The organism is Synechococcus sp. A15-44, assembly GCF_014280115.1.
Lineage (GTDB): Bacteria > Cyanobacteriota > Cyanobacteriia > PCC-6307 > Cyanobiaceae > Parasynechococcus.
On record NZ_CP047938.1, the window covers coordinates 1,621,756 to 1,634,949 of the forward strand.

Annotated in this window: 12 protein-coding genes and 1 pseudogene; 5 read left to right on the forward strand and 8 right to left on the reverse strand. The window is 51.3% G+C overall.

Annotated elements, in window-relative coordinates; genetic code table 11:
* Window positions 1-17 precede the first annotated feature (17 nt).
* The gene (locus SynA1544_RS09155; RefSeq protein WP_255477551.1) at window positions 18-767 is read left to right on the forward strand and encodes a putative 2OG-Fe(II) oxygenase; all 750 of its coding nucleotides are present in this window, start codon (window positions 18-20) and stop codon (window positions 765-767) included.
* A gap of 509 nt (window positions 768-1,276) precedes the next feature.
* Here the strand turns inward: SynA1544_RS09155 and SynA1544_RS09160 are convergent.
* Complete coding sequence (locus SynA1544_RS09160; protein WP_186513142.1) at window positions 1,277-1,873, reverse strand: hypothetical protein; 597 nt, start codon at window positions 1,871-1,873, stop codon at window positions 1,277-1,279.
* Window positions 1,874-2,028: 155 nt separating this feature from the next.
* Here SynA1544_RS09160 and SynA1544_RS09165 point away from each other — a divergent pair, with 155 nt between their 5' ends.
* Window positions 2,029-2,460, forward strand: coding sequence for a hypothetical protein (locus tag SynA1544_RS09165; protein WP_186513143.1), 432 nt, complete (start codon window positions 2,029-2,031; stop codon window positions 2,458-2,460).
* Window positions 2,461-2,508: 48 nt separating this feature from the next.
* Window positions 2,509-3,441, forward strand: coding sequence for an IS481 family transposase (locus SynA1544_RS09170; protein WP_186512980.1), 933 nt, complete (start codon window positions 2,509-2,511; stop codon window positions 3,439-3,441).
* A gap of 48 nt (window positions 3,442-3,489) precedes the next feature.
* Here SynA1544_RS09170 and SynA1544_RS09175 read toward each other — a convergent pair whose 3' ends face one another.
* Together SynA1544_RS09175 and SynA1544_RS15070 are read right to left on the reverse strand one after the other, a co-directional pair.
* Window positions 3,490-4,023 carry a DDE-type integrase/transposase/recombinase gene (locus SynA1544_RS09175; protein WP_255477552.1) on the reverse strand — a complete coding sequence of 178 codons (534 nt, stop codon included), beginning with the start codon at window positions 4,021-4,023 and terminating at the stop codon, window positions 3,490-3,492.
* 85 nt (window positions 4,024-4,108) lie between these two features.
* Window positions 4,109-5,719 (reverse strand): annotated as a pseudogene (locus SynA1544_RS15070) (IS3 family transposase).
* A gap of 353 nt (window positions 5,720-6,072) precedes the next feature.
* Here SynA1544_RS15070 and SynA1544_RS09185 point away from each other — a divergent pair.
* Both SynA1544_RS09185 and SynA1544_RS09190 read left to right on the forward strand, forming a co-directional pair.
* Window positions 6,073-6,681 carry a hypothetical protein gene (locus tag SynA1544_RS09185; protein WP_186513144.1) on the forward strand — a complete coding sequence of 203 codons (609 nt, stop codon included), beginning with the start codon at window positions 6,073-6,075 and terminating at the stop codon, window positions 6,679-6,681.
* Window positions 6,682-7,287: 606 nt separating this feature from the next.
* On the forward strand, window positions 7,288-8,118 hold the full coding sequence (locus SynA1544_RS09190; protein WP_186513145.1) for a hypothetical protein: 831 nt from the start codon (window positions 7,288-7,290) through the stop codon (window positions 8,116-8,118).
* Here SynA1544_RS09190 and SynA1544_RS09195 read toward each other — a convergent pair.
* From SynA1544_RS09195 to SynA1544_RS15075, 5 genes are all read right to left on the reverse strand, one after another.
* Complete coding sequence (locus SynA1544_RS09195) at window positions 8,099-8,311, reverse strand: hypothetical protein (protein ID WP_186513146.1); 213 nt, start codon at window positions 8,309-8,311, stop codon at window positions 8,099-8,101. The genes SynA1544_RS09190 and SynA1544_RS09195 overlap by 20 nt on opposite strands.
* 44 nt (window positions 8,312-8,355) lie before the next feature.
* Window positions 8,356-8,739: a hypothetical protein gene (locus tag SynA1544_RS09200; RefSeq protein ID WP_186513147.1), complete on the reverse strand. Its 384-nt coding sequence runs from the start codon at window positions 8,737-8,739 to the stop codon at window positions 8,356-8,358.
* Window positions 8,740-9,067: 328 nt separating this feature from the next.
* Window positions 9,068-9,613, reverse strand: a complete 546-nt coding sequence (locus SynA1544_RS09205) for a hypothetical protein (RefSeq protein ID WP_186513149.1) — start codon at window positions 9,611-9,613, stop codon at window positions 9,068-9,070.
* Window positions 9,614-9,882: 269 nt separating this feature from the next.
* Window positions 9,883-10,518 carry a hypothetical protein gene (locus SynA1544_RS09210; protein WP_186513151.1) on the reverse strand — a complete coding sequence of 212 codons (636 nt, stop codon included), beginning with the start codon at window positions 10,516-10,518 and terminating at the stop codon, window positions 9,883-9,885.
* Window positions 10,519-11,817: 1,299 nt separating this feature from the next.
* Entirely contained in the window at window positions 11,818-12,363 is a 546-nt protein-coding gene (locus tag SynA1544_RS15075) for an HNH endonuclease signature motif containing protein (RefSeq protein WP_186513153.1), read from the reverse strand.
* Between the last annotated feature and the right edge of the window lie 831 nt (window positions 12,364-13,194).

A 13,194-nucleotide genomic window follows, 5' to 3' on the forward strand; every position in this document is an offset into this window, starting at 1 on the left:
ACAATGACCACACTTTGATGCTGCAACGATGTTTTGCAGCTGATCAGCCATCGGTGGACATCCTCGATTTGTTCCCGCGCTCCATCCTTCGCGGACAACTGCCCGGCTCTCTGTTGCAAGAGCTGCTGACGCTCGGTGAAACCGTCCTTGCAGATCCAGGCGCTAGTCCGGATGCCTCAGCCAAGTTGGCTGGCCAGCTGCGACAACAGCGCGAACTGCGACCCAACCAACCCGGGGTACAGGAACTGAGCAACACGCACTTGCTCCCCGCATGCGATCGCTGGATTCGCCACGTGATGGACAAGCAACCTCCGCAGGGGCGGGGGCCCTGGGTGCCAGGGCGCTACCGGCTTCAGATGATTGATCTCTGGCTCAACTGCCAGGCCGCCGGGGATTACAACCCCACCCACACCCATGGGGGCAGCTTCTCCGGGGTGATCTTTCTCAAGGTCCCGCCGCAGATCCATGCCGGCAGCTTCGATGGACAGCTCTGCTTCCACGGCCCAGAGGACTGGCACCTGCAATCCTTCCGAACCGGCATGGCGCACTACGTGCTGCCGGTACCGGGTGAGTTCTACGTCTTCCCCGCCTGGCAACCCCATTCGGTGATGCCGTTTCGAGGCGAAGGCGAACGCTGGTCGCTGGCATTCAATGTCGTGGCAGCACCAGGTCCGCCAAATTCTGTGAGCTTCCAAAGCCCAGTGGCAGAGCGGCCTTTGGGAAATGTCTCACTTTCTAGCCAGCGTCCCGAGGCTCGTGGTTTTTAGACGTTAGGTCACGGGATAGGTCACAGGTTAGGTCACACGCACGGCACTGAGCGATGGGGCAATCGACCGCTCTTTAGGCTTGATACGTTCAAGCCACCAGTTCAATAACCTCTCCCGACATCATCTGGATAGAGTGAGAATCATTCTTAGTTCTGTCTATTGCGGTAGTGCTGCTTACCTTTTTCTTCTGTTCATTCCTGTGTGCAGAGCGATTAATGAACAGTTGAGTCGGCGAATGTTTACTTATGTAAACCGCCGACACTTATGACCCATCAAGTTTTGTTGATGTGTGTCATACCAATCGCTTTGCCCGGATGTATCGAAGGTTGGAAACCTTTGATTGACTTGTGCCTTATACCCTAATTATCGCAACGCCAGACTTTAATAGCTTTTGGCGATAGGTAGTAACGCCTTCGCTACACTACATGCGCTACAAAAGCACTCAACATATGTGAAATATCTATCAGAATAATTCGCAGATGTATATCTCTAATAGTTGCTCTAGAGATTCAAACCCAAAAGTACTTTACGTTAGGTCGCTTCGGTGGGTTGAGGTGGTCTTTCCTTAGCCGTTTACCTACGTGTTGCTGTGGTTCTGAGTTGCGTTGGGCGATGTAGTCCTCCATCATCTTCTCCTCAAACTCCTGATCCATCTGCTCAAAGTCAATAGGTTCCCCTGGCTTCTCCGCTGTACCACATTCACCAGGCGCAAGATCCCAAACGGTTTTCTTTTTCTTAGGAGCAGGGCCTCGCCGCTTGCTTCCGTCTGGTCTTCGACCATGGGCAAGGTGCCACTGTTCTGGGCTCATTGTTGGCGACGATGCAATCAGCTTCTCTTGTTCAAGCATTCTTTCATGTAGCTTGGCGTTGATTTCTTTGTTCTCCTTCTCCTCTGTCTCCCATTTATCCAGAACGTATTCGTTGTATAAAAGATCTACCTTCCTGCGTAGCTCATCCATTTCTGCTCGGGTGAACTTATGCTTACCAGTAACAGCCTCAACTTCTTCAACGAAAGTAGGCACGTCTATTTCATTTCTTTTCAGCTGACGTTCAGTACTACGACGTATACCAGCACGTGCTTTCTCTCTCAATTCTGGGCCTGACATCGGCTCAAGCTTTGGCCTACCTACTCCACGCTTCTTCCTCTTCGCACTCATATATTCATAGCCTTTGGTGTTATCTACAATATAGTTGATACACCAATAAGACTATGAAATCGATTAGACAAGGATTTAGGAAAGCAGGAGAAGGGTTAAGTCAAGTGACTGACTACCTTTACGAGCATCCAGGTAAAGCTGCTTTGGTTAGTGGTGGTTCAATACTTGGAACTGTTGGCATCCTCCAAGCACTAGATAAACCTCAGCAAGAAGCAGTTGTTGATGCTGCGATTGCTGCCGAGCAGGATGGAGGTGGTGAAGTGGCAGGTATCTCTGGCAGTACATTGCTTGGTGCTGCAGTAGTCCTCAACATGATGGATGAGGATGATGATCTGGCTAAACGCATTGTGACTACAACACCGGGTAAGGAGGGGCAGTATTCAGAAACATTAGGTACGGCAGAGTACGTAGACCCTATGGGTCAGCGTCGATACGATGCGACTGAACGTGGCATCCAACGAATCAAAGGACCAGTACCTCAGCACATAGTTAGATGTTCAGTCTCAGCAGGTTGTTCAGTAGCCAATGAGGTGTGAGGCCGTTACGGGTTGAGGTGCGACCCACCAACCCAGACCTCACGCCCCATGCATAGCCATCCCAATGCCCGGCTGACACAGAAGAGCCGGCTCAGGCTCGTCAATCAACACCTCCAAGACCGTCGTCCCCTGGCTGAACTGGCTGCAGAAGCAGGGATCAGCCTCCGCTGTGCCTACAAGTGGCTGGCCCGCTACCGCTCAGGCGGTGCACCTTCTCTGGCGGATCGACGCAGTGTTCGCCGCACCCAGCGGCGGACGTTCGATCCGCAGCAACTGCAGCACGCCGTGGAGCTCCGTCATCAACGGCTGCACCTGCGCCACATCGCGAGGCTTCTAGCAGCACCTTTCTCCACCGTGGCCAGGGTGCTCAACCGCCTGGGACTGGGGCGGCTGCGGAATCTCGAGCCCAAACCATCAGTCCAGCGCTACGAGCGGGAGCATCCCGGAGACCTGATCCATATCGACGTCAAAAAGCTCGCCCGCTTTCGAAAGGTCGGCCACCGCATCACCGGCAACCGCCAGCAGTGCCGCTCTACTGGCGTCGGCTACGACCGTGTCCACGTCGCCATTGATGACGCCACACGGCTTGCTTACGTCGAGGTGCTCGCCGACGAGCAGCAGGCAACGGCCATTGGCTTTATGAGCCGAGTTTTGGCTTGGTTCAACAGTCAGGGCGTCGAGTGCAGGCAGGTCATGTCTGACAACGGCCCCGCCTATGTCTCACGCAGCTTTGCCAAGGCCTGCAAAGCCCTTGGCCTCAAGCACATCCGCACCAGGCCCTACACCCCGAGGACCAACGGCAAAGCCGAACGGTTCATCCAGACCTTGTGCCGGGAATGGGCCTACGGGATGCCGTTCCAGAACTCAGAGGAACGCAATCAGTGGCTGCCTCGCTACCTGTCGATCTATAACCGTCTCAGGAAGCACACAGCACTCGGCGACCGATCACCTCAGCAGCGGCTCAACGAGCTGCTCCGCTGATCAACGTGGTGAGACACAACAGCTAGCTGTGTTTTCTCACCATGTCATTCAGTAGCCCGTAACCAGCCGAGCTGCTGAATGGGAGTGCGGCCCGCCAAGGCCATGTGGCACCTGCGGCCGTTCTAGATCGCCAGATAGCGCGGCAACCACTGGTTCCTTTCCCCCTGAGGTCTGGAATGGCATGGAGTAAGCCCATTCAGCCAGCAGGGTCTTGATGAACCGCTCCGCCTTGCCGTTGGTTCTGGGTGTGTAGGGCCGAGTGCGTTTGGGCGTCAGGCTCAGGGCTATGCACGCCTCTCTCCAGGGCTTGGAGCGGTAGGCGCTGCCGTTATCGGAGAGCACACGCTTGCACGTAATCCCTTGGGTATCGAACCAGGCCACAGCCCGCAGGAGGAATCCGACGGTCGTGGCCTGCTTCTCATCCGGCAGCACTTCGGCGTCGGCAAGGCGAGTGGCATCGTCGATGGCCACATGGGCTTTCTCATAGCCCGCGCCACGGCTGGATCCCAGACGCCGATCACCCGTGATCCGGTGCCCGATGCGTTCAAAACGGGCTAGCTGTTTGGTGTCGACATGAATCATGTCGCCGGGCTTGGCCCACTGGTAGCGGCGAACGGGCTCGGCGGGCTGCGGTGACTGCCAGGAAAGATGATGCTCCTGCTGCTGTTCAAGCAGCCATCGTCACCGTAGCTGGACTGGGGTTATGTTCGGTTGGTGGTGGATTGATCCAAACCACTTCCGGTTGACGCCAGCAGCGTGTTGATCGTGTCCACCGGCGTGGGTTTCTCTGGCGAGCCTGCTCGTAGACGACAGAACGGTGACGACAGATCTCGACGGCCTGACCGCTGTGGCGTTGATGGGGCGTCACGAATTTGATGCCGCTATGGCGGTGCCGGTGGTTGTACCAGTCAACAAACGACGCCACCCACTGGCAGGCCTCTTCCTTGCTGGCAAATGGCCTTCTCGGGTAGTCAGGCCGATATTTCGCCGTGCGGAACAACGACTCGGAATAGGGTTTGTCGTTCGACACCCGTGGCCGTGAGAAGGATCTGAGTACGCCCAGTTCCTCCAGCCGGCTTTCGAGCGTTGCGGCACGCAATTCTTCGAGAAGCCTGCGGCTAGGCGTTGCCGTTATCGGCGTGGAGAACCAATGGCTGCCTACGGCCCTTGCTGATCCGCTCTCGCAGACAAGCCCTGCTGACCAGATCCGCTGCGATGGATGGATCCTCTCGCTCAGCAACATCCCAGGCCACCACCTTGCGGCTCCAGACGTCGATCACCAGGTAGAGGTACAGCCAGATTCCCCGCACGGTGGTGGGCAGATAGGTGATGTCCCAACTCCAGAGCTGGTTCGGAGCGACAGCCCTAAGCCGCGGCACGGGTCTTGGTTCCTGTGGTGGCCGTGCACGACCCCGCCGGTGAATCTGGCCGTGAGCATGGAGAACTCGGTAAAAGCTGCGCTCTGAGCCGATATACAACCCGCGATCCGCCAGCACCGGCACGATCTGCCCAGGCGGAAGCGCCGCGAATTCAGGCTCATTGCAGGTCAGCAGGATCCGTTGGCGTTCCTCCTCACTGAGGCGGTGTGCCACGTGGCGGTGGCTGCCCTTGCGCCGGTCGACGCCATCACCGTCACCGACAAACTGACGGCGCCAGCGCTGCAGCGTGGTGAGCCCCACGCCGAGCAGCAAGGCCAGCTCACGGGCTCGGGCACCATTGGCCATGCCCTCATCAAGGATGTCCAGGGCCTTCCGGCGGTCGTCAGGCGACGTCAATCGACCCCGTCCTCTCCCCAGAAGGCCTGAATCTTTTTTGAGGCAATCAGCAGTGCAGCCGCCTCCGCCAGGGCTTTCTCCTTGCGGCGGAGCTCCTGCTTGAGCCGCTTGATCTCCTTCTGATCCTGTGCGCGGAGGCGTTCAAGCTCCTTCTGCTCTTTCAAGGTGAGCACTGGTTTCTCGTTGGCATCCTGGGATGCCTGCCGCCACCGCTCCACCTGCTCCGGGTACAGGCCTCGCTCACGGCAGTAAGCGCTGAGTTCGGTGGCGTTCAAGCCAGCGGTCTCCAGCACCACCGTGAACTTGTCGGTAGCTCCCCAGCCCTCAGGATCCTTCTCGGATGCCGGCACCACCTCTCCTTGCAGCCGCCAGGACTTCCTCCAGTTGTAGAGGGTGACCACGTGAATGCCCAGCTCTGCTGGGATCTGGGCCACGCTCTGCCGCTGCGGCGGACTCATTCGCCTTCTCACATCAGCCTTGACGGCTTCGCTGTAGCGACGCATAGCTCTGCTCCATCAAGCCCCCTTGGTGATCGAAATGGAGAGGCGTCAACTTTGCTGGCAGAGGGGGCGTCAGCAATGGCGGGGTTTTTTATAGCCAGACTCACTTGGGCTTCACTGCCCTTGCGTCCTTGCACTTCTGGTGTTTCTGGAACTTACCTGAGCTGGTCGAGCGGCACAGGTTTCAGCCTACGGTCAGGCTTTCTCTGAGCAAACTGGAATTAAAATAGATGCAGGTATTGTTATAAATACCACTCCAAATGATTCGCAGCTTTTTATAGTAGATGCAGATGAGATGAAGTCTCGCTTTAAGAAGTTCGTAACTCTCACTAATAAATACAACAAGCACCACCACTATGGCTAACCGATACGATCCATCTTCACTTTCATTTGGCGCACGGCTCACTAAAGCTGAGCGTGATGCTGCTCAAGCCAAGTCAGAACTATCAGAGCTCAAGCAGGCACTACCCAATAGTAAGGATCTTCAAGCCGCTGCACTAACTGCTGATGCCATCAAGCAGCAAAGAAAACAAGCAAGACAAACCATTGCCCGTAATGACGTGACCTTGGACGAACTCAACGGTATTGATGCGTCTGTCCTTACACCCACTTACAAGGAACAGCTCCGGCTGGCTAAACAAGACACTGCCTGGCGAGAGCTTGCTCCTCAGCCACAGTCGTTCCAGTTCGACACACCCGAAGCTCAAGCACGTTTCCAGAACTGGGCCACTGCTCTACCTCAACAGGACTTCACCAATAACAACGTCCTTCCTGGTGAGCAGAAGCCACAACGCCCCTTTGACGTTTGGTCCTCCAGGCAGGACAGTCCCGAAGGCAAGTATCAGCGCAACCTCAAGCAGCAGCAAGCACTCAACCGCGACGTCATGCTCCAGCGAGCTGATGTTGAACGCAGGAAACCAAAGGCAAAAGGCATCGAACTTGGAAAGATGCGTCCGCTTGAATAGCCCACGTTGCTGCTTACGCAGAATCAGGGCTATGCAGTCACTGCTTCTGTCAATCTCAAGGATTGAGCTATAAGTGATTCAACGCCGCATTGAATGCTGATGACAAAGCAGGTTTATAAAATTACCTATCCAACTGGGAAGATTTATATTGGTTAAGATAAGGTTGGCAGTTACCGTTACTTCGGTTCGCCAGATATTGATACGGTCAATTCTGAGTTTTTGAATTTGCCGAAAGAGAGAAGGATGGACTACACAGTCCGTAAGCAAATTCTCTGGGAAAGTGACGATGCTACAGAGCAGAAGCTTTCTGAAATCGAGATTATATTCATAAGAGAGTACCGTTCTAATGACCCAGAAATAGGTTATAACCGTTTTCCTCCGTTCAAAGAGGCCTGAATTCGTCTCGCGTGAATAGTAATTAATTAATAAAATAAGGCAAGAGCAATCACTCAACCGTGACCTGATGCTCCGTCGTGCTGAAGCTGGCCGTAATCATCCCAAGGCAAAAGCAAAAGGCATTGACCTCGGCAAGATGCGCCCGCTTGATTAATAGCCCACGTCTCTTATAGCAAGTTTATACAATTGAAGAGACAAGTATATAATCAAATGCCAGCACGTAAAGTAATTACAGCAGAAGATATCAAGCCATTTATTCCTCAACTGCAAAGTCGTGAGCTAACTCGCGCTCAACTTGCAGCGCAACTTGGAGTTTGTCTACCTACCCTGAGACGAGAGATCAAAGCGCTGGGAATTGAAGTGCCAACCAAGAGAAACGAGCGGCCACTTCACGAACGTTTGCTGGAGCTATTTACTCAAGAAGAGCTGCAGACATTAACCCAATATGAAATCTCGCAGCGTCTCAACCTGAAGCAGCCAAATGTCGCAAGGGCGATGACCAAGCTTGGTATTAAACGCAACGATGTTTACGGCAATACTCAACGCGACGAACTGTGCGAACAAGTGGCTAGTTACATTATGGAGCACGGTGGCTATGTTCAGTCAACAATAAAAAAACTGGGGCTTAAGGTTTATAGGAATGCTGTTTATGATTACTGTAAGGCCCGCAACATTGACTTACGTCCTTACCGATTTGCACACCGTCGCTATGGGAGTTGGTTAACATTGCCCTGTATTGCAGAGACTGCTTACAACTGCGACTATAAAGTTAAAGCGGTATGTACTAAATGCGGCACCGTCCATTACCCCCAGCTTGTGAATTTGAAAAGGGGCGTATCAACTCAGTGTCTGGACTGTGCATCGAAGGAACGTAGAAGTGGTAATAGCAGTCGGTCTGTAAGGTGCGTTACCACTGACGAGACTTTCAAGAGTGTGCGCTCCCTTGCTAATTCAATCGGCGTTAGTTATCAGACAATGCTTGCGGTACTCAAACGTGACGGATTGTTTGAGCACGATGGACTTAGATATAGGCTGGATTAATCATCGTCATCACCACCGCCGAACTCAGCGCCTGCCTTTGTAGAGCCGACAGCAGCCACTGCGGTTCATCGCCAGTTGCTTCAAACGGAGTGTCTTCTGCAAAGTTACTGGCGAGGTCATCAATATTATCTAGGATCAACTGCTTATACTTTTCTGCTTCATTGAAGATATTGTCAAAGTCACAGTCATCCATTGCCATAAAAAAGCTATCTTCCAGCCCTCGTTGATCTTTTGGCGTTACTGTGTTTCTTTCTTGATATTCTTTTTTGCCGCTTTCTTTTTAGCGAGCTCCTCAGCACCACGTACTTTTGCAGAGGCAATCTCTTCTACTGTTAATTTATTTGTCATAGTTTCTTGCTCTGGTAACTCAAACCTATTCCAGCGTCCATTACTGAAGATCCGTATTACCAAGAATTCCACATCTTCACCTGCTTTTGCTTCATTCAATTGCCTGCCAACAGGTGATGTGGGGCTTTCAATTCTTTCAAGAATGTATCCAATCAGCTTTTTCTCTGATTGCTCTGGGATTTCAAGTGACTTGATTACATTGAATGCTCCTGTTATATCCTTTTCCCCAGCAGCTGCTGCTTTAAATGCCTCTGCATATTCTTCACGGCTCATCCCCACTTTCGTTGGTGTGTACTGCGCGAGATACTCCTGCCTACGCACTTCTTCTTTGGCTGCAATAAGCTCACCATTTTCAATGATATTCTTTAGTTTGCCGGATAATTCAATATTGTCGTCGCAGCATATAATTTCAGTGTTGGTGTAATCCCAGCAGGGGTACTGAGGACATTCGTCAAGGTCGTACCCTAGTTCCTAGTCTGCTTCTTCGTGATTAACCGACTTTAAATACCCCATTACAGTTGCCATTTCAGGCTTTTTATTAAATGGCGTATTTAAATTTTCAAGTGACCTAATGTGTTCAATTAGTTTCGCAAAGGCATTATCAAATTTTTTTTCTCAATGCTTCTTCATATTCTTCTATCACAGCGTCTGAATCAAAGATCTCTTCGTCTTGCTCGTCATCCCAAGCTGCCCCTTCAATAAACCTCGATCCTCTGTCCCTTTTCTCAGTGAAGTTATACCAAGCGGGTTTATTCACTTCAGATGTATCGCTAAAGTCGTGTAACCTTACATTCTCAGCTAAGACTGCATAGATCGGATCTTGAGGTTCACCTTGACAGCTATCCGACGAATAAACCACGGCCTGTAAAGACGCAGGTAAATCCATTCTTGCTGGATTGATTAAGCCGTAGTAGTCGCTCTCCATTGCAATTGTTTTGCCATTATCGTGTGCTTCGCAGATATATACCGGAACAGATATGTCGTGGTCAGATCTATCCCAGACGCCAGCGCCGTTGACTGAGATGCGGGAGAAGCTACCCGCCTTCCATTTTGATGGAATTTTTAGCTCATCGATAAATGGTTGTGCCCATGCGGTTTCATCGTTTGCGCAGATGAAGGCGACTTTACTGTTGGTTGAAATGCCCATTGCTTTATTGCTCGTAGTGTTGTTTTAGTTGTTGCGGTTGGGTTTGTCAGCAGCGTGGTTTACGTGCTGGATTTTTAAGGCCGATCTGGATCAGCCTTGAACGTACGCAAATGTCGCTTGCCACCTGAACCGACCGTTGTAATCGCGGCTGTATTTCATATCCGCGACAGCACAGGCGGCGGCTGGTGACACGCAGGCACGCACTGTTCTGTGCATTGCCCTTTTGTACCGGTCGTGCAATGTGACTGTGTAGTCCTGCAGTACTTTCATCAGCCTTCCTCCACATCCACCAGTGCTTCCTTCAGCACTTTGCTGAAGAGCTTGTTCGACTGGAGCACAGTTTGGTCATCTCCAGTCAGGTTCTCTTGATTCGTTAAATAACCCGTCCTTACAAGCGCTTCACCACAGAGCTTTCGGTCATCACCAAGGACATCTACTTCAAGCAGTTCTCCTGCGTCCTGAACTGAGGTGTGGTCGTAGAGCAGGTCGAGCATTTTCTCTCCTGTGAGTGGCTGAACGTTCCAGTCGAATTCGTAACGGGGAATCTCAAGCCAACCTTCAGGCAGGTATGGCACGTGTTCTTCGCAGTACTGGCTTAAGTAGTCGTGTACGAATCCATCTGCCACCTGGTCATTGACGACCCATTGGTCAGCTTGGGAAGGAATGCCGTTTGCTTGCTCCTCACGAGTGAAGCAGCAGCAGCAGCAGCCTTCGCTTAGGTAGTTGGCGAGCGTTGTCTCATTCCTGCCGATGACTTCAGCAAACGTGTAGCGGTACTTCGCTGTCGCTTCGATTTGCTCTTCATCCCAAAGCTCAGCTTGAAGCAGCTGCTCTGCCTTCGCTTCGAGGCGAACCAGCATTTCATCCAGCTGATGGCGGGCGGTCTTTGTAGGAGTAGCGGTCATTTGCTTTGTGAGTTGTGGGGTTGTCCTCCGATGTATTCAGCATCTCTTCGCCAAACCAAAAGCACATCACCCAAAAGTGGTGTCTCACTTCTGTATCGCAGCAAACTTTATCCGCTGAGACCCACTGCCGCTAGCTGCTTTTGGTTCTTCTTCTAGCTTTCCCCCATTTTGGGGTACACCTAGTCATTGACGTACGCCTTAGGTCAGCTGTCCCCGTCCAGCTCATCCAGCAGAGGCTCCTGCATTTTCTCGGTAACGGATGGGATGACCGTGCGCCGGTACCGCTGCCCCCCGACCAGTATCCACTCTGCGTCTGGCGTTACGTGCATCTGGTTTGTATCTAGCGGTTTGCCGTAGTTTTTAGTTTCTTTCTTAGGCATTAGTAGTTCTATTAATCAATCTTCCAATGCTAACTAATGTTGTACCAATAGTTTTGGTCCTGTACCCCAATCTCTTTCAGTAGTAAATGCTTCTAGAAATTTATGGGCTTGGCGTTTTGGGGTACATTGAAAACCGCTATGGATGCTGAAATGGTCTAAAAAATATTTCATAACTATATACGTTCTGGGATTTTAGCGACACTGCGTATATATGCCGAGTTCTTTAAGGGCTGATAGTTTGGGGTACATTAAATCGTCCTATAGGGGGTGAAAATTGGTACAGAATTTTTGACACCTCTATTACCCTCTGTACCCGAACTGCTGGTGGATTAAAAAAAATATATGTGGCTTTTGCGTTGTCATATCAATCGCAATAACACAAGCAACAAGCAACAGCAACTTGAGTTTGAATCACAAGACAACAAGCAGCGCGAATTAATCTGAGAGAATAATTTTCTTTGAACTCAATTCATTTGCTTCGTTGCTTCGTTGCTTTGCTTTCAGCTGCTTGCTTCGTTGAAAAGCAGCTTCTCTTCCGCAGCGACAGCACAAAGCTTTCGTCTTTAGCAATTGTCTGTGCTCGTGTCGCTGCTGTGATGACTGAACCAACCAGACCTAACCACAGCCTGCCGCTTACCAGCGGCTCCCTTTCGTCGTGACTATTGCTTTTTAACAGCTATGTCTCGCAACACGGTCGTCCTAGACAACGAGCTCTGGGTCTTTGATCACATCAATGACGACAACGTCCTCAGCTACAAGACCACGTACTTCGGCAAGTTCATTGGCGAGCAGGAGATACTCTCTTCTGCTCAAGCCATTGCTCAACTTGTTTGGTGTCACAAGTCTGGCTACCAAGTGACAACTGAATAACCCCAAGGCCCTGGCATCCGATTGGATGCTGGGTCTTTTTATTTGCCGCCTAACCCGGCATCCATACCGTAGGAGAGCCGCCACTACAGAACTCACGTAGTGCATCCGTAAACCAGGTGCTTGCGAACTCTGGCTCTAGTTCTAATGTATGACGTTCATATGCCAGCCTCGCTTGCAGTGCGGTCGAATAGCTAACGATGTGAGCACTTCTACCATCTCCTTTGTGGTGGTACGCCCGCCATCTGTTTCCAGATCTCCTGAATCCTCTCCTCTTCTGATTAATAGCCTGCTGCCGACGAGTGGCTAAGCGAAGATTACTAAGCGTATTATTACTTCCATTCCTATCTGCATGATCGACTTCTAAATCATCAGGGATGTCACCATAATTCCAGATCCATACGAGGTTATGAGCACAGTAGTTTCTCCGATTAATCATGACTCGACGATAACCTTCTGCGTTTACGTACCCAGCAACTGCACCGAACTCAACGTTTCGTCTTGGTCGAACCTTCCAATACAGCAGCCCTGTCCCTGGATCGTAGAAATAGGTTTTTTGTAATTCTTTCTGTGTAGGGTGTGGCTTACGCCTTGACATTATCTATATCTCTATTGTTATAACTCTAGCTATACCAATTGATTTGCGTGAGCTAAACACTGATATTCACTTCGTTCTCTTTATTGTGCTTGCCCTTGCAAGTCAAGCGTTTGTCTCCCCGCTGCACGGTGCGACGCCCACCCCACCCGCTGTCTCTGTGTACTGCGTACTACGAGCAGAGTCTTTCTGACTCTGTACTTAGTCCATACACAGAAAAGACCAAGAGCCGTGTAGTCACGGCTTAGGTTTTTTTCGACATATCAATACCTTATCTGCACCCGCAAAAGCTTTGCCGTCACTGACTTTTCTTGCCCATTCACATCTGGTAACACCTGCCACCACTGCAACCTTGTTGACAAACCGCCGCTGCTGTGGTCCTGATGTGTGGAATGCGATTAAGCTAGGGAGCTAACACTCACTGGGGGCGCGTAAAACCTAGACAGCCGCTTGCTAGAGCAAAAGCAGTCAGAGCCCTGAAATCATGGGTCGGTAGATAGAGAATGAAACTTAAACATTGACCTAACGATGATGCGGTCGTTAGCGAGTTGTCGAGAACGCTGTCCATACCAACAATTACTTCACTAGACAAATGCGTGTTCAACCACGACGCACCACTCGTCGCATCTCATTTGAAAGTGGTACACCAGTACTACCTCGGTATACGTTCGGTCCACTGTGTATTGCTGGTACTCCAACTGACGTTGTTCATTGCATCAAGCGCCGCCGTTCATCTGCTGTAGGTGTTGCCGACTGACAATCATTTTCATTTCAATTGAGCAACAGCCGTGTACACAATCTGTCTAAAGGCCCTTTTTCAATTAGCCGCTTACC

Bases quoted from the DNA above. Each gene is read 5' to 3' on its own strand.
- SynA1544_RS09160 (WP_186513142.1), bottom strand. From the start codon at position 1,873: ATGTCAGGCCCAGAATTGAGAGAGAAAGCACGTGCTGGTATACGTCGT.
- SynA1544_RS09210 (WP_186513151.1), bottom strand. From the start codon at position 10,518: ATGACCGCTACTCCTACAAAGACCGCCCGCCATCAGCTGGATGAAATG.
- SynA1544_RS09185 (WP_186513144.1), top strand. From the start codon at position 6,073: ATGGCTAACCGATACGATCCATCTTCACTTTCATTTGGCGCACGGCTC.
- SynA1544_RS09175 (WP_255477552.1), bottom strand. From the start codon at position 4,023: ATGATTCATGTCGACACCAAACAGCTAGCCCGTTTTGAACGCATCGGG.
- SynA1544_RS09170 (WP_186512980.1), top strand. From the start codon at position 2,509: ATGCATAGCCATCCCAATGCCCGGCTGACACAGAAGAGCCGGCTCAGG.
- SynA1544_RS15075 (WP_186513153.1), bottom strand. From the start codon at position 12,363: ATGTCAAGGCGTAAGCCACACCCTACACAGAAAGAATTACAAAAAACC.
- SynA1544_RS09190 (WP_186513145.1), top strand. From the start codon at position 7,288: ATGCCAGCACGTAAAGTAATTACAGCAGAAGATATCAAGCCATTTATT.
- SynA1544_RS09195 (WP_186513146.1), bottom strand. From the start codon at position 8,311: ATGGATGACTGTGACTTTGACAATATCTTCAATGAAGCAGAAAAGTAT.
- SynA1544_RS09155 (WP_255477551.1), top strand. From the start codon at position 18: ATGCTGCAACGATGTTTTGCAGCTGATCAGCCATCGGTGGACATCCTC.
- SynA1544_RS09200 (WP_186513147.1), bottom strand. From the start codon at position 8,739: ATGAGCCGTGAAGAATATGCAGAGGCATTTAAAGCAGCAGCTGCTGGG.
- SynA1544_RS09205 (WP_186513149.1), bottom strand. From the start codon at position 9,613: ATGGGCATTTCAACCAACAGTAAAGTCGCCTTCATCTGCGCAAACGAT.